The sequence below is a fragment of the Myxococcus sp. AB056 genome, assembly GCF_006547365.1.
Lineage (GTDB): Bacteria > Myxococcota > Myxococcia > Myxococcales > Myxococcaceae > Myxococcus > Myxococcus virescens.
The window spans coordinates 20,852-36,232 of sequence record NZ_VHLB01000089.1 but is presented as its reverse complement, the minus strand read 5'-3'; the positions used below and the strand labels follow the sequence as shown (position 1 = coordinate 36,232).

Annotated in this window: 12 protein-coding genes; 9 read left to right on the top strand and 3 right to left on the bottom strand. The window is 68.9% G+C overall.

The window, feature by feature from the left end:
* On the top strand, positions 1-634 hold a 634-nt coding region (locus FMP39_RS29615; RefSeq protein WP_141593459.1), incomplete at its 5' end, for a WbqC family protein.
* Between the two features lie 7 nt (positions 635-641).
* On the opposite strand, the gene FMP39_RS29610 is transcribed toward FMP39_RS29615, so the two are convergent.
* Positions 642-2,405, bottom strand: a complete 1,764-nt coding sequence (locus FMP39_RS29610) for an ATPase (RefSeq protein ID WP_141593458.1) — start codon at positions 2,403-2,405, stop codon at positions 642-644.
* A gap of 193 nt (positions 2,406-2,598) precedes the next feature.
* Between FMP39_RS29610 and FMP39_RS29605 the strand changes: the two genes are divergently transcribed.
* The 4 genes from FMP39_RS29605 (at position 2,599) to FMP39_RS29590 (ending at position 7,234) form a co-directional block, all read left to right on the top strand.
* Positions 2,599-3,375 (top strand): DUF6209 family protein, encoded by a 777-nt coding sequence (locus tag FMP39_RS29605; protein WP_228558446.1) that lies wholly within the window; start codon positions 2,599-2,601, stop codon positions 3,373-3,375.
* A gap of 90 nt (positions 3,376-3,465) precedes the next feature.
* Complete coding sequence (locus FMP39_RS29600; protein WP_141593457.1) at positions 3,466-5,127, top strand: acyl-CoA dehydrogenase family protein; 1,662 nt, start codon at positions 3,466-3,468, stop codon at positions 5,125-5,127.
* A gap of 306 nt (positions 5,128-5,433) precedes the next feature.
* A complete protein-coding gene (locus tag FMP39_RS29595) occupies positions 5,434-6,192 on the top strand; it encodes a hypothetical protein (protein WP_141593456.1) in 759 nt (252 codons plus the stop codon).
* Positions 6,185-7,234, top strand: coding sequence for a GNAT family N-acetyltransferase (locus tag FMP39_RS29590; protein ID WP_141593455.1), 1,050 nt, complete (start codon positions 6,185-6,187; stop codon positions 7,232-7,234). The genes FMP39_RS29595 and FMP39_RS29590 overlap by 8 nt, the downstream gene beginning before the upstream one ends.
* Before the next feature lie 31 nt (positions 7,235-7,265).
* Here the strand turns inward: FMP39_RS29590 and FMP39_RS29585 are convergent, their stop codons facing one another.
* Both FMP39_RS29585 and FMP39_RS29580 read right to left on the bottom strand, forming a co-directional pair.
* Entirely contained in the window at positions 7,266-8,030 is a 765-nt protein-coding gene (locus tag FMP39_RS29585) for a DUF4336 domain-containing protein (RefSeq protein WP_141593454.1), read from the bottom strand.
* Entirely contained in the window at positions 8,027-11,071 is a 3,045-nt protein-coding gene (locus FMP39_RS29580) for an error-prone DNA polymerase (protein ID WP_141593453.1), read from the bottom strand. The genes FMP39_RS29585 and FMP39_RS29580 overlap by 4 nt, the downstream gene beginning before the upstream one ends.
* A 372-nt stretch (positions 11,072-11,443) precedes the next feature.
* Here FMP39_RS29580 and FMP39_RS29575 point away from each other — a divergent pair, with 372 nt between their 5' ends.
* The 4 genes from FMP39_RS29575 to FMP39_RS29560 all read left to right on the top strand — a co-directional run bounded on the left by FMP39_RS29575 (position 11,444) and on the right by FMP39_RS29560 (position 15,369).
* A complete protein-coding gene (locus FMP39_RS29575) occupies positions 11,444-11,926 on the top strand; it encodes an NfeD family protein (RefSeq protein ID WP_141593452.1) in 483 nt (160 codons plus the stop codon).
* Positions 11,927-11,931: 5 nt separating this feature from the next.
* Positions 11,932-13,038, top strand: a complete 1,107-nt coding sequence (locus FMP39_RS29570) for an SPFH domain-containing protein (protein WP_141593451.1) — start codon at positions 11,932-11,934, stop codon at positions 13,036-13,038.
* Between the two features lie 215 nt (positions 13,039-13,253).
* Positions 13,254-13,628: a hypothetical protein gene (locus tag FMP39_RS29565; protein WP_228558445.1), complete on the top strand. Its 375-nt coding sequence runs from the start codon at positions 13,254-13,256 to the stop codon at positions 13,626-13,628.
* 238 nt (positions 13,629-13,866) lie between these two features.
* Complete coding sequence (locus tag FMP39_RS29560; protein WP_141593449.1) at positions 13,867-15,369, top strand: ATP-binding cassette domain-containing protein; 1,503 nt, start codon at positions 13,867-13,869, stop codon at positions 15,367-15,369.
* The last annotated feature ends 12 nt before the right edge of the window (positions 15,370-15,381 follow it).

Genomic DNA, 15,381 nt, shown 5'->3' with positions numbered 1-15,381 from the left:
GCCCCACAACGTCCCCCAGCCCCCGCCCACGGAGCCCGGGTTCCAGTGGATGTCCATCCCCTTGGAGAACCCGCACCGGGACACCCTCATCAAGGACCTGGCGGTGGATGCCCGTCAGCCCTGGGCCCGCGAGCACCTGCGCACGCTGGTGTCGCTGTACGCGAAGCGGCCCTACTTCGCGTCGCAGGTACTGCCCCGGCTGGAGCCCTTCTATGACGCGGCGGCGCGCGAGTCGGGCCCGGGTTCGCTGCTGCGGGTGCTGCTGGCGAGCATGGCGCTCTTCAACGAGCCGCTGGGCCTGACGCCGAACCTGGTCCTGGCCTCCACCTTGGACAAGCAGGGCGAGGACAAGTCGGCCCGGTTGGTGGCGTACTGCCGCCAGTTGGGCGCGCACACGTACTACTCGGGGTTGGGCTCGTCCCTGTACCTCCAGGTGGGCCTGTTCCGGGACGTGGACGTGCGCGTGCTGTGGCAGCGCTTCCGCCATCCCGAATACGCACAGGGCCGCCCGGGCCGCTTCGTCCACGGCATGTCGCTGGTGGACGTGCTGGCCAACGTGCCGGTGGACGAGGTGCGCCAATGGCTGGAGCCTTCGCCCTGGGGACCGTTCGCGCCCCGGCCCCCGGGCGAATGAGGGGGCCTCAGCGCGCGGAGGCGGACGTCCCCACCGGCTTGTCCTTGTCGAAGCGCACGAAGTAGCCGCGCACGGCGGAGTCCAGGAGCTCGGTCGTCAGGCGCGGCTCCTGGCCCTGGTAGTGGGCCATGTCGATGACCTGATCCAACAAGTCACGCGGCTGGCAGGCGGCGAACGGACGCCCCACCGGGCGGTAGTGCGCGTCGATGAGGTAGTCCACCGCCGCCGCGTTGTAGGGCACGCCGCGCTTGCGGCACATGACCTGGAAGATGTCGTGGAACTGCTCCTCGTCCGGACGCTGCACCTCCAGCTTGTAGCGGACGCGGCGCAGGAAGGCGTCATCCACGAGGTCGCTGGGGTCCAGGTTGGTGGAGAAGGCGGCGAACACGTCGAAGGGCACCTGCAGCTTCTTGCCGGTGTGCAGGGTGAGCATGTCGATGTCGCTCTCCAGCGGGACGATCCACCGGTTGAGCAGGTCCTTGGGGGACACCTTCTGCCGGCCGAAGTCGTCGATGAGGAGCATGCCGTTGCTCGCCTTCATCTGGAACGGCGCCTCGTAGTACTTCACCTCCGGCGAGTACACGAGGTCCAGCATCTCCAGCGTCAGCTCACCGCCCACGACGACGAGCGGGCGCCGGCAGCGCACCCAGCGCCGGTCATACGGCGGCGAGCCGGGCTCGTCCTCCACCACCTTGTGGAGGTTGGCGTCGAAGATGCGCACCACGAAGTCGTCGATGAGGATGGCGTGGGGGATGAAGATGTCCCCGTCGAAGCAGTTCACCATGCCCTGGCAGATGGCCGTCTTGCCGTTGCCCGGGGGCCCGTAGAAGAAGATGGCGCGGCCGGAGTTCATCGCCGGACCGATGCCGTCGAAGATGTAGTCCTTGATGATGAGGTCGCCGAACTTGTCCTGCATGCGCGCGCGGGTGATGCGGTTGCCGCGCACGGTCTGCTTCTTCACGGCGGCTGCCCACTCCAGGAAGGGCACGGGCGCGGGGCCATTGTAGCGGTTGCGGTCGAGCACCTGCCGCAGCACGTCCGTCACGAACGTGGTGAGCTGGTAGATCATCGTCGACTTGCCCACGCCCGACCCGCCACCTCCGCGGATGTCGATGTACTTCTGGCGGCGCAGTCCTTCGATGACGTCGTCCACCAGCGCGGTGGGCAACTGAAGGCGCGCGGCGATGTCCATGCCGCGCATCTCACCGGCGAAGAAGAGCGCCTTGAGGACCAGCTCCTCCACGAAGGTGGTGTTGAGGCCCGTCTCGCCCAGGGTGCGCGGCTGAGCGGGCCAGAAACGGTCGCCCGGGCCGGCGCCGCCCTCATCTCCCGACCGCCGGGGCGCCCGGCGCTCCGGGCCGCTGTACTGTGGACTGGCGGCGCTGCCTCGTCGGTCCGGGCCCGAGTACTGGGACGGCCCGGGCCCACGGCGCTCAGGCGGGGCGACGATGACGGACGGCAGCGTGGCCGGCGCCGGCGGCGGAGCACGGCGGTCCGGCGGCGAGGACGAGCCGCGACGCTCGGTGGGAAAGTCGGGCTCGTCCGGCTCCGGCGGCAACGCGGGACGTGAGCCCGTGACGGCGCCCGGGGGACGCGGCGGGAGCGCGGCGGTCATCCCCGTGACACCGACGCGTGGGCGCGGAGGCCCCGACAGCACCGGCGTGGGCGCCGCGGGCGGCACCACGGCCGTTTCCACGGGGGTGACGCTGCGGCTGGACTCGTCGCTCGACGAGCCGGAGTCCGGGGATGGCGGTCGCCTGAACAGGGACATGCGGTGCTCGCTCCAGGGTGTTCGCGCCGGAGCCTACCGCATCGGTCCGGTTTGGACGAAACGGAGTTGCAGAACAAACAGAAAAGCACTGAACCCAAGTGTTCCTGTCAGCCTCCTCGTCGATAGTGCGCGCGCCTCCGCCCGCATACGCGGCGCGCGAAGCCCACCCCCACCATTCGCATTGGAGCTCTTCGTGAAGCGACTTCTGTCCGTCCTCGCCCTGCCCCTGCTCCTGCTCGGAACCTCCGCGGCGGCGCAGACGGCGCCCACCCTCTCCTTCCACGGCAACTGGACCATCCACCAGTCGGAGGTGCTGACCGAGGGGGGCCAGGTGCAGGTCGTCTACAGCACCGCGCGCCTGCCGCAGTGCCGCGTCAACAACCCCGACGGCAGCCCCGCGTGGAGCATCACCGGCCACTACCGCATCAACGGCTCCGCGCCGGCCAGCTTCGATGTGGCGGGCGCGCCCGTCACCGGCAACGGACCGACGCTGGACCTGCAGGAGCAGGGCCTGCTGGAGCTGTGGTTCCTCGTGTCCAGCCCGGGCTGCGAGCACTACGACTCCAACTACGGCGGCAACTTCCAGTTCAACGTCCTGGAGGCCAGCGCCACGCCCACGGCGACGCTCGTGTTTCAGCAAGGCTGGGTGGAGCACGTGGTGGGCACGCCCCGTCAGGGCCAGCCCTTCGTCGTGGACTACGACATCGCGCGCCTGCCCGAGTGCCGGCTGCTCTACAACGGCGCGCCCACGTGGGACGTGGGTGTGCGCTGGCGCTTCAACAACGGGGTGATGGGCGAGAAGAGCGTCACCACCACCAGCGGCTATACGCGCACGGGCACGCCCGTCACCATCATCCCGCCCGTCGGGGCCACCTCCGTGCAGCTCTGGTTCGAGAACTGGGACCGTGGCACCTGCCGCCGCTGGGACTCCGACTACGGGGCCAATTACACGTTCACCCTGCAGCCGTAGGCCGTCTGGCGGCCTCACCCACGTTCCGGCCTGAATGCCCTCGCACCGCGAGACGCGCCCGGACCGGAACATGGGTGCTACCTTTGGCGCATGAGTTTCTTCCAGGAACCGCCGAGGCTGGGCAATCAGTACGACGACGATGCGCTGCTCCAGAGCTACCTGGCCCGCACCCTCCCCGAGGACCTGCGGCGCGCGCTGACGGATGAGTTCCGCGAGCTGGGCGAGCTGGGCGGGGATTACTTCTACCGCTTCCAGCTCCGCGACCGGCTGAACGAGCCGGAGCTGACCCAGTGGGATGCGTGGGGCCACCGCGTCGACCACATCGAGGTGTCGCCGCTGTGGAAGGAAGCCGAGGCCCTGGCCGCGCGGCGCGGACTGGTGGCCACGGCCTACGAGCAGAAGAACGCCGAGCTCAGCCGCGTCCACCAGTTCATCCTCAACTACCTCGTGCAGGCGTCGCTGGACGTGTACTCGTGCCCGCTGGCGATGACGGACGGCGCGGCGCGCTCGTTGCTCACGCTGGGCAACACGGCGCTCATCGACCGCGCCCTGCCCCACCTGACGTCCCGGGACCCGGCCACGGCGTGGACGTCCGGTCAGTGGATGACGGAGCGCACCGGCGGCTCGGACGTGGGCCTCACGCAGACGGTAGCCCGGCAGACCCCGGAGGGCTGGCGGCTGTCTGGAACGAAGTGGTTCACCTCAGCGACGACGGCGCAGATGGCGCTCACGCTGGCGCGTCCGGAAGGCAACGGCCCCGGCGGCAAGGGCCTGGCCCTGTTCTACGTGGAGACACGGGACGCAGCCGGAAGACTCAATGGCATCCAGATCAACCGGCTCAAAGACAAACTGGGAACGCGCAAGGTGCCCACGGCGGAGCTGACCTTGGATGGCGCGCTGGCCATTCCCGTGGCGGGGCTGACGGATGGCATCCGGAACATGGCGTGGATGCTGAATGTGACACGCACCTGGAACGCGGTGGGCTCCGTATGGGCCATGCGCCGGGCCCTGGCCCTGGCCCGGGACTACGCCCAGCGGCGGGTGCAGTTCGGCGCGAAGCTGGCGGACAAGCCGCTGCACATGGACACGCTGGCGGGGCTGGAGGCGGAGTTTCAGGCGGGGTTCCTGCTGGCCTTCCGCGCCGTGGAGCTGCTGGGCCGCATGGAGGCGAAGGCGGCCACCGAGCAGGAGCTGCTCCTGCAGCGGCTGGTGACGCCCCTGGCGAAGCTGACCACCGGCCGGCAGGTGGTGCACGTCACCTCCGAAGTCACGGAGGCCTTCGGCGGCGCGGGCTACGTGGAAGACACGGGCATTCCGCGAATCCAGGCCGACGCCCAGGTGCTGTCCATCTGGGAAGGCACCACGAACGTCCTCTCCCTGGACACCCTGCGCGCCCTGGCGAAGGAAGGCGCGCTGGAGGCGTTCTTCCACGAGGTGGAGGGCTGTCTGGGCCAGACCCGGGACGCGGGCCTGCGGCCCTGTGTCGACGCGGCCCAGGGCGCGCTGGAGCACGCGCGAGCCTGGGTGGCCGGTGCCATGGAGGACCCCGCCACCCTGGAGGCTGGCGCCCGGCGCTTCTCGCTGACGCTGGGACGGACGCTGGAGCTGGCCTTGCTCTGCGCCCATGCGCAGTGGTGCCTGGACCACGGCCACGGCCCCCGGAGCAAGGCGGCGGCACGGCGCTTCGCCTCGCACGGCGTGGACCTCATCCAACCGGCCGCGAGCCTGGAGGATGTCCGGCTCCTGGCCTGAGATGCCGCGTCTGGCACCGACCCGAAACAACACGACACATCCAGACCTTCTCAATCATTCACACGCAATTCATATCCCAGGGGCCGCCCCGCCCCTCCCTCCGGGGCGGGCACCCTTGAAGGTATACGGACGTCGGTTCGCAGACGGCGCCCCTCCCCTCAATCCGAGCCCGCACATCACCTGCCCACTCCCAAACGCGGCGCCTGTGTAACACATCACGCTTCAACGGGAGACCTGATCGGCCAAAGACATACTCGCGAAGAGGCAGAAAAAACCAGATGCGAGACGCATCCACAATCTCGAATCATGCTCGCCATGCACACGATGCAATGGCGGAGCTTGGACGAGATGATGGGGGGGCTCAGACCACCAGAGCACTGCTGCCTCGAGCAGCTCTCGCGGGACTCCGTCGTTCAGGTCACGGCTCTTCTGGGGAAGTGGTACCCGGACATCCGGGTCGGCACGGAGAGCCGGCACCTGGAGCCCGCTTTCTATGAGCAGTGTGTCTGTCTCCAGGGTGAGTCTCCGGATCGGCCGGTGTATGCGATTCTGGGAAGGGATCGGGACACCCAGGAAGTCATCGGGCTGCTGACGCTGGAGAAGAACGCTCGCGGCCTGCAGTTGTCTGCCGCGATGGGGGCCGTTGAACCCTCTCAGCGAGGCCTGGGCCTGGGCCAGTTCGGCATCTCCCTGCTGGAGCAGGTGGGCCGCAACATCGGCGCCGAGGTCGTCCTCTATTACTCCACCCTGAAGATGGCCCGGGCGCAGCGCAACGCCGAGCACCGCGGCTTCAAGCTGGTGGGACTGGTGCCCGCGTTCGACGTGGACGCCATCGCGCCCAACACGGTGAAGCGCGTCTACGAGGCCATCTACGCGAAGGTGCTCGTCGGTCCGGAGAAGATCCACCTCCCCGACTGGAATGCCCTCATCCCCACCACGCGCGCGCTGTACACGCATCTCTTTGGCCAGCACCCGGCCGCCGCCACCCTGGAGCACATGAACGGCGTCTCCGTTCCTGCCTCGTCACCGGCGCCCGTCTCCGCGCCCGAGGCCCATCATGGTTGAGGTCCGCACCTTCGAAGGCGGCGTGAAGGAAGCATCCCAGTTCATCAACAGCGTCTGGCAGCGCACCTACGGCGTGAAGATGGGACTGACAGTCTGGGACGAGCGCTTCTTCGACTGGCTGCTCTTCAGCAATCCCCTGGCGGACCAGGACTATCTGCTGGGGGCGTATTCAAAGGGCAAGCTGGTGGGGGCCTTCCTGGCGGAGCCGGCGAAAATCCAGCTTGGCCCGCGGCAGGTGGATGGCACCTACGGGAGCTGGGTCAGCGTGGCGCCGGAGAGCCGGGGCCAGGGAATTGGCATCAAGCTGTCGGACACCATGCAGGCACGCCACCGCGAGCGTGGCGCTGCGCTCACCTTGAGCTGCGTGGCCAACGGCACCCTGGGCCAGGGCTTCTGGGGCCGGCGGAGCCACACGCGCTACCTCAACGACCTGGGCATGTGGCTGCACGTCTTCAACACGGAGAAGGCGGTCCGCTGGTCGCTGAGCGCCGCCGAGCGCGCGTTCCTCACCTTCACGCGTCCGCTCCACCACCGGGGCTTCCTGGCGGCGCGCGCCGACGGCATCCGGGCCTACCAACCCCGGGACCTGCCGCAGTGCATGGCCCTGGTCCAGAAGATGATGCGGCCGGTGAACCTGGGCTACGCCTACACTTCGGAGCGCCTGGCCCACCAGCTCCAGTTCCGTGACATCCCGCGCACCTTCGTCCTGGAGCGAGATGGCGTCATCCAAGGCATGGTCAACTACTACACCCTCCAGATGACGGCCCGAGGCCTCCTGACGACGGGACTGGTGGACCTGCTCGCCTTCCAGGACGGGCTGCCCTTTTCGGAGCAACGGCGGCTGCTGTGGGTGGCCATGCAGGACATGGTGGCCCAGGGCGCCGACTGCGCGGCGATGCTGCGGACCCCGTGCACGCCGGCCCACCTGATGCTGCGCTCCGGGTGGTTGCCATTCCCCGGGGGCTCCCGGGTGACGTGCCTGCTCACCACCCCCGACGTGGAGCTGCCCGCCTCGCCCCGGGTATTCATGCACCTGCGCTGACGCAGCGCGCGCGAAGCTGAGGCCCCGTGCTTCAGCGCAGCCAGGAGAAGGCGCGCTCGAGCGGGGCCATCCCCTCATCGAGATAGCAGCGGCCGTGCGCGAGGAGCACCCGACGAGGCTGCCATGCCATCATCCGCTGGTAGCAGGCGCGCGCCTGCGCGATCCGGCCCCAGGTCGTCCCCCGCACCTCGCGTGGCGTCTGCCCCGGCCACATCGTCCCGCCGAGCGTCAGCAGCCATCTCAGGCGAGGCCGGAGACGCTCGGGCTCCAATGCCATGACCAGGTCCGCGAGAATCAAGGTCGAGGACGCACCGTGGAAGAACACCACCTCTTCCACGAAGCGGCTGCCCCGGAAGATGAGCTGGCCCAACTCCGTGGACCAGGCCGAGGGCGCGGCGTCGTCGAGGTCGGCATCGAATGGGACGTCAATCCGCTGGGAGCGCGCCCGCTCGCGAACGCCCGGAGATGCCCAGGCCGTCGCGCGCGGATAGCGTGCCTTCCAGGCCGGGATGCCCGCGTAGTGGAACCGGTTCGGAGAGACTAGATGTTCCACCGGGCCGAGTGCGTCGACCTGTTCGAACAACTCGGGCGTTGGAGCCGTGGGCGACCAGAGCCACAAGCCTCCCGAATTCAGGCGAACGATGACCATGCGCGTCGGGAACGGCAGGGAGACGGGGCCCACGCGCATCCTCGCCACCGGCCCGTCCACCCACCAGACGCCGTCCGCGACCGGCTTGAGGGTGGAAAGCGGCACATAGGGACGCACCCCATCGTTCCATTCGAGGTCGGCGGTCATCGCCCAGGCAGCGTACCCCGCTGTCCATGCAATGACGCCACTCGACTGGACTTCACGTTCGTCACCTTGCCGGAGCGCTCCAGGACGCCTTCTCCCACCAGGAAGAGCGCGCCATGGATGTCCTTCCGGCACCGCTCGTACACGTCCGGAGGCACCACCAGGTTCGCGATGCCCGTCTCGTCCTCCAGGGAGATGAAGCAGATACCCTTGGCCGTGGGTGGACGCTGGCGGCAGATGAGCATGCCTCCCACCGCCACCCTCCGCCCGTGGGCCACCTTCTTCAGTCCCTCCGCCGTCACCGCGCCTTGCTGCTTCAGCACCGGACGCAGCAGCTCCAGCGGATGCTTCTCCAGCGAGAGTCCCACCGTGTCGTAGTCCGCGCAGACCCGCTCCAACACATCCATGGACGGCAGCTCCACCGCCGTTCCGTCCATGGCCATGCCGAAGAACAGGTCATCCGAGTCCAGCGGCCCCAGCGCCTGGAGTTCCCACAACGCCTGACGCCGGGAGCCACACAGCGATGACAGGGCGCCCGCCAGGGCCAACCGCGTCAGCTCGTGCCGGGGCGCCCGCGACCACCGCGCCAGGTCACCCACGTCACGGAAGCCCTCGCGCCTCGCCGTCGCCACGCGCCGCCCCGCGGACTCGCCCAGGCCCTTCACCATCCGGAGCCCCAGCCGCAATGCGGCCCCGCCCTCCTCCAGCGTGCAGTCCCAGCTCGAGTGCCGCACGTCCACCGGCCGCACCACCACGCCATGCCGCTGCGCGTCCGCCACCAACGTGTGCGGCGCATAGAAGCCCATGGGCTGCGAGTTCAACAGCGCCGCCGTGAAGGCCGCCGGGTAGTGGCACTTCAGCCAGCTGGACGCATACGCAATCAACGCGAAGCTCGCTGAATGACTCTCCGGGAAGCCGTAGTGCGCGAAGCCCCGGAAGTTGTCGAACCACTCCTCGGCTTGTTTGCGTGTGTACCCCCGCGACACGCAGCCCTCCACGAAGCGCCCCCGGTATTGCAGCAGCATGGATTCGGCGCGCTTGTGGCTCAGCACCCGCCGCAGTCCGTCCGCCTCGCCCGCGGTGAAGCCCGCCGCCACCATGGCCAGCTTCATCGCCTGTTCCTGGAAGAGCGGCACCCCCAGCGTCTTGCCGAGAATCTCCTTCACCGCCTCGCTCGGGTACTCCACCTGCTCCTGGCCGTTCCGCCGGCGAAGGAAGGGATGCACCATGTTGCCGACGATGGGCCCCGGGCGGATGAGCGCGATCTCCACCACCAGGTCGTAGAACGTCCTCGGTCGAAGCCTGGGCAGCATGTTCATCTGTGCCCGGCTCTCAATCTGGAACACGCCCACCGTGTCCGCCTCGCACAGCATGTCGTAGACCTTCGGGTCCTCGGCCGGCACCGTCGCCAGGGACAGCTCCCGCCCGTGGTGCTCGCGAATCAGCGCGAAGCACTTCGACAGCGCCGTCAACATGCCCAGCGCCAGCAGGTCCACCTTCAGCAACCCCACCGCGTTGATGTCGTCCTTCTCCCACTGGATGACGGTGCGGCCCGGCATCGCCGCGTTCTCCACCGGCACCAGCTCCGTCAGCGGCTCGCGTGTCATCACGAAGCCGCCCACGTGGATGGACAGGTGCCGGGGAAAGCCCTCCAGCTCCATGGCCAGCGCCAGCGTCTTCTGGACCCGGCCGTCCTCCGCGGACAGGCCCGCCTCGCGCAGCACGTCCGGCGTCACGTCGAAGCCGTTCGACGCGGACACCTTCGACAGCCGGTCCACCTGGTCCAACGACAGGCCCAGCGCCTTGCCCGTCTCACGCAGCGCCAGCCGGCCCCGGTAACAGATGACCTCGCACACCATGCCCGCGTGCCGGCGCCCGTGCTTCTCGTAGACGTACTGGAGGACCTCCTCGCGGCGCTCGTGCTCGAAGTCCACGTCGATGTCTGGCGGCTCCTTGCGCTCCATGCTCAGGAAGCGCTCGAACAACAGGCCCATCCGCACCGGGTCGATGGCGGTGATCTGCAGCGCGTAGCAGACCGCCGAGTTCGCCGCGCTCCCCCGCCCCTGGCAGAGAATCCCCCGGGCCCTGGCGAAGCGGACGATGTCCCACAGCGCCAGGAAGTAGCCGGCGAAGTCCAACGCGGCGATGAGCTTCAGCTCGTGTTCAATCTGCTTCACCACCGCCGGGGGCACACCTTCCGGATAGCGGAACCGCAGTCCTTCGTATGTCAGCACGCGCAGGTGCGCGTCCGCGGTGCGGCCTTCGGGCAAGTCCTCTTCCGGGAAACGGTAGTGCAAGTCATCCAATGAGGCGTGGCAGCGCGAGGCCAGCTCCGCCGCGCGCGCCAGGGCCTCCGGCCGGTCCGCGAACAGGCGCGCCATGTCCCGTGGGGACTTCAGCGTCCGCTCCGCGTTGGGCAACAGCCGCGTCCCCGCCCGGTCCACCGACGTCCCGTGGCGGATGGACACCAGCACGTCCTGCAAGGCCTGCCGCCGGCGGTGGTGCGTGTGCACGTCGTTGTGCGCGACCAACGGCACGCCGAGCTCCAGCGCCAGCCGCTCCGCCCGGGCCTCGCGCTCCGCGTCTCCCGCGGACAGGGTCCGGCAGATGCCGACGTGGAAGCGCTCCGGGAAGGCCTCCGCCAGCGAGACGACCTGCTCGAAGGGTGCGGGCGCGGGAAGGAGCGCGAGCAGCCCCGCGGACCGGTCCGCCACCGCGCGCCACGGCAGCCCGGCCTCGCCCTTGGGGTGGGTCATCCGGCTCTGGGACACCAGGGCGCACAGGTTCGAGTACCCCGTCCCATCCGCCGCATACACCACCACCGGTGGGCCGTCCTCCAGCGTCAGCTCGGCGCCCAGGATGAGCCGCACCCCGTGCTCCTTCGCGGCCAGGTGCGCCTTCACCGCGCCGTACAGGCCATCCGCGTCCGTCAGCGCGAGCGCACCCAGCCCGAGCCTCGCGGCCGTGGCCACCAGCTCTTCTGGATGCGAGGCCCCGCGAAGGAACGAGAAGTTGGAGCGGCAGACCAGCTCGGCGTAGTCCACGCCCGGATCTAGATACCGAACAGGCGTTCAGGCGCTAGATTGGATCTTCGCGGGGCGGGCAAGCGACTTCATGGGTTGACGCGGATGAGGGCGATCCGGGCGGGGGCGCGACTGCTGCTTGCCGGACAGAGCGAGCGGCGCCCTCCTTCGGGCCCACAACCCAGCCTGGCAAACTCGTCAGGCGCTGCTTTTGTCTTGTTACGAGATTCGTGAATGTCGCATCCGCGCAGCAAGTCCTGCACACCCGCGAGACCGGGCAAACCTCAGGGAGTTAAGCGGCCTGCGCTCCACCCAAAAGCCTGAGCCGTGATGTTTGAAGCTCGCGCCACCGCCGTTTGACAGGATGCCGATCCGACTGACAAACATGTCTTCATGGACCTCACTCCCACCGCGTGGCAGCTCTGGCTGATCGCGGCGCTCCTCCTGGGAGCGCTGGAGCTCCAGCTCACCAGCTTCATGGTCCTCTGGCTCGCCGTGGGGGCGTTGGCCTCCTCGATCGGGGCGGCATTGGGCCTGAGCCTCAACGGCCAGCTCTACCTGTTCACCGCCGTCTCCATCGCCCTGTTCGCGGCCTCTCGCACCCTCTTCAAAAGCGTTTTCATGCGCGACGCAGCGCATTTGAAGACAGGTATCGAAGCCATGCTTGGCCAGGAGGCGGTGGTGGTGGAGGCCCTGGGCGACCCGCTTGGGGGCACGGTGCGCATCAATGGTGAGCTGTGGACGGCGCGCTCCCTGTCGGGCCCGGTGCTCGAGGGCGAACTCGTCACGGTGGAGCAGGTGGAAGGTCTCAAACTCTGGGTGCGCCGACCGACGGCGTCGTTGCCGGTTCCCTCGGGGGACCCGAGGAAGGAGTAGGCGGGATGGAAATCGTGACGATTTTCGGCATCTTCGCGGTCATCCTGGTGGGCGTCGCCGCCACCGGCATCCGCATCGTTCCGCAGGCCAAGGTCATGGTCGTGGAGCGGCTGGGCAAGTTCTACAAGACCGCCAGCAGCGGCCTCAATTACCTCGTCCCCTTCGTGGATGCCCCCCGCGCCATCGAGATGCGCACGGGCAACCGATTCATGCGCAGCAACCTCGTGGACCTGCGCGAGCAGGTCATGGGCTTTGACACCGTCCAGGTCATCACCCACGACAACGTCAACATGGAGGTCGGCTCGGTCATCTACTACCAGATCGTCGAGCCCGCGAAGGCGCTCTACCAGGTGGAGAACCTCGCGCTCGCCATCGAGCAGCTCACGATGACGAACCTGCGCAACATCATGGGCGGGCTGACGCTGGACCAGACGCTCACCAGCCGCGAGACGGTCAACACCAAGCTGCGCATCGTGCTGGACGAGGCCACCGAGAAGTGGGGCGTCAAGGTGACGCGCGTGGAGCTGCGCGAAATCGAGCCGCCCCAGGCCATCAAGGCCGCCATGGCCAAGCAGATGACCGCCGAGCGTGAGCGCCGCGCCGAGGTCACCAAGGCCGAGGGCGACAAGGCCGCCGCCATCCTCCAGGCCGAAGGCGAGAAGATCTCCCGCATCCTCCGCGCCGAGGCCGAACGCGACGCCGAGGTTGCCCGCGCCGAAGGCCACAAGCGCGCCACCATGCTGCAGGCGGAAGGCAAGGCCGAGGCCACCCGGCTCGTCTTCGAGGCCATCCACAACGGCCGCGCCACTCCCGAGGTGCTCGCGCTGCGCTACATGGAGACCCTCCAGGAGCTGGGCAAGGGCGACAACAAGATTTTCGTCCCCTACGAGGCCACCGCCACGCTGGGCGCCGTCGCCACCCTCAAGGAAGTCTTCGCTCAGACTGGGGATGCCGCCAAACCCGCCCCGGCGCCGGCCCGCTCCGCCGCGAGCCTGAGCGCCCAGGCCATTGCCCGGAACACGGTGGTCCCCGAACACGCCACCCTCCCCGGCAGCACGCCCGCCGTGGCCCCTCGGCGTTCGCGGCCCGCCCTGGATACGCAGGACGACTAAGCCCAGACGTAGGCAGTCCCCGAGGGAGGAAGACGCCTCCCTCGGGACACTGGGCAGGACTCGCGTTCGCGCATCCAGGACGACGGTCCGTTGCGCCATCAGGGGCCGAGCAGACGGCGCGCCCTCCTGTCCACCACCGCACGCGCCGTCACTTCGCGGGAACCTTCCATGTGTCCGGCTGTCAGAGCCTCCGAACACACCCACAGGAGGGGAGCATGCAGAACATCTTCATCGCAGGAGGCTGGGGGATGTACCCCACGTTGCTCGCGGGAATCGCGCTCATCGCCACCTGCGTCCAGTACGCGCGCCGGCCCGCGCCGCGCTACGTGCCGCTGATGCTGTCGCTTGGACTCTGCACCTTGATTGCCGGCACGCTCGGCTTCGCCACCGGCATCCTCTCCCTCCTGCAGGCCTATAGCGGCCCGCTGTGGGACCAGGGCCCGCGCGTGCTCTTCGTCGGCACCTTCGAGGCGCTGCACAACGTGGCGCTCGCCTTGCTGCTTGCCATGCTGGGCGCCCTGCTGGCGTCCATCGGCGCGTGGCGGCTCTCCCGCCACACGGGGAACTTCGCGGCGCCCGCAGCAGGTTGATGTGTGACTGTCGGACGCACTGCCGGAGGAGTGCCCCCTGCCCCATGAAGGCGGGGGTTGCATTCCGGCGCGCGTCTGGACATAGATTGCAGCCATCCCCAGGAGGGATTGACGCCCCCTCCCAACGAGAGGTCAGACGCACCCTTGAGGACGCTTCGCTGAATTCCCAGGTCCGTTGACGTTCCCGCGCTGAGCCGCCTTCGGGCTGGCTTGCGCCCTGGATTCAGGAGTTTCCTCTATGTCTTCCGTGCGCGCGCACCGCGTTTCGTTCGCCTTTTCTGACGCCGTTCCCGTCCTCTCTGAAGTCGACTTCCACCTGTCCGCTGGCTGGACGGGGCTCGTGGGCGCCAATGGCGCCGGCAAGTCCACCCTGCTCCGGCTGTTGGCGGGAGAGCTGACGCCCACCGAGGGACACCTTCAGTTCGAACCCTCCGCCCCCACCCTCCGCCTCTGCCGTCAGGAGGTGGAGGCGCTGACGCCCGACATCTCCGCCTTCGCGGAGTCGTGGGACTCCGTCGCGCGGCGACTGCACGGCCAGCTGGGCCTGGACGTCACCGCGCTGGAGCGCTGGCCCACGCTGTCCCCGGGCGAGCGCAAGCGGTGGCAGGTGGGCGCCGCCCTGGCCGCGGAGCCCCACTTGCTGCTCTTGGACGAGCCCACCAACCACCTGGATGCGGAGGCCCGCACATGGCTGGTCTCCGCGCTGCGCCGCTTCCGGGGCCTGGGCATCGTGGTGTCACACGACCGCGACCTGTTGGAGTCCCTCACCACCTCCACGCTGCGCGTCCACCACGGCAGCGCGCGGCTGTGGCCCGGCGCATACACCGCCGCGCGGGCGCACTGGGAAGCCGAGCGTGAGGCTGAAATCGCCACCCACCAGCAAGCCCGCGCCGAACAACGCCGTGCGGCGCATCTGCTGGACCAGGCCCGGCGCGAACAACAGTCCGCGGATGCCGCGCGGCACACCCGCAAGCGACTGAAGAACAAATACGACAACGACGCCCGCTCCATGGGCGCCAAGGTCGTTGCCGGCTGGGCGGAGGCTGGGGCCGGACGGCGCGTGGGCAATGCACGGCGCGAGTTGGAGCGCGTCAGTGAATCCGTGGGCGAGTTCACCGCGGACAAGACGGTGGGCCGCTCCGTCTTCCTGGACTACGTGCGCGCGCCGAACCCGTGGCTCTTCACGCTGGACGTGCCCGGCCTCCGCGCCGGTGACGTGGAGCTGTTGGGCCCCGTGAATCTCTCCGTGAGCCGCGAGGCCCGCGTGCGCATCGAAGGGCCCAACGGCGCCGGCAAGAGCACCCTGGTGCGCGCACTGCTGGAGAACGCGCGCATTCCGCAGGAGCGCGTGCTCTACCTGCCCCAGGACGTCAGCGCGGACGAGGCCCGGGCCACGCTGGACGCGGTGCGCGCACTGCCGCCCGAGGAACGCGGACGCGTGCTGTCACTCGTCGCGGCGCTCGGCGTGGACCCGGAGCGGCTGCTCGCCTCCGAGCAACCCTCCCCCGGCGAGGTGCGCAAGCTCCTCATCGCCCGGGGACTGGGACAACACGCCTGGGCCCTGGTGCTGGACGAGCCCACCAACCACCTGGACCTGCCGTCCATCGAACGGCTGGAGGCGGCGCTGCGGGAGTACCCCGGCGCACTGATGCTCGTCACGCATGACACATCCTTCGCCCAGGCCTGCACCTCCGAGGTGTGGCGCGTGGAGCATGGCCAGGTGACGGTGACGTCCGGGTAGCCGGCACGCAGG

Coding starts and splice junctions, on each gene's coding strand:
- FMP39_RS29610 (WP_141593458.1), bottom strand. CDS start 2,405: ATGTCCCTGTTCAGGCGACCGCCATCCCCGGACTCCGGCTCGTCGAGC.
- FMP39_RS29600 (WP_141593457.1), top strand. CDS start 3,466: ATGAGTTTCTTCCAGGAACCGCCGAGGCTGGGCAATCAGTACGACGAC.
- FMP39_RS29595 (WP_141593456.1), top strand. CDS start 5,434: ATGCTCGCCATGCACACGATGCAATGGCGGAGCTTGGACGAGATGATG.
- FMP39_RS29590 (WP_141593455.1), top strand. CDS start 6,185: ATGGTTGAGGTCCGCACCTTCGAAGGCGGCGTGAAGGAAGCATCCCAG.
- FMP39_RS29585 (WP_141593454.1), bottom strand. CDS start 8,030: ATGACCGCCGACCTCGAATGGAACGATGGGGTGCGTCCCTATGTGCCG.
- FMP39_RS29575 (WP_141593452.1), top strand. CDS start 11,444: ATGGACCTCACTCCCACCGCGTGGCAGCTCTGGCTGATCGCGGCGCTC.
- FMP39_RS29570 (WP_141593451.1), top strand. CDS start 11,932: ATGGAAATCGTGACGATTTTCGGCATCTTCGCGGTCATCCTGGTGGGC.
- FMP39_RS29565 (WP_228558445.1), top strand. CDS start 13,254: ATGCAGAACATCTTCATCGCAGGAGGCTGGGGGATGTACCCCACGTTG.
- FMP39_RS29560 (WP_141593449.1), top strand. CDS start 13,867: ATGTCTTCCGTGCGCGCGCACCGCGTTTCGTTCGCCTTTTCTGACGCC.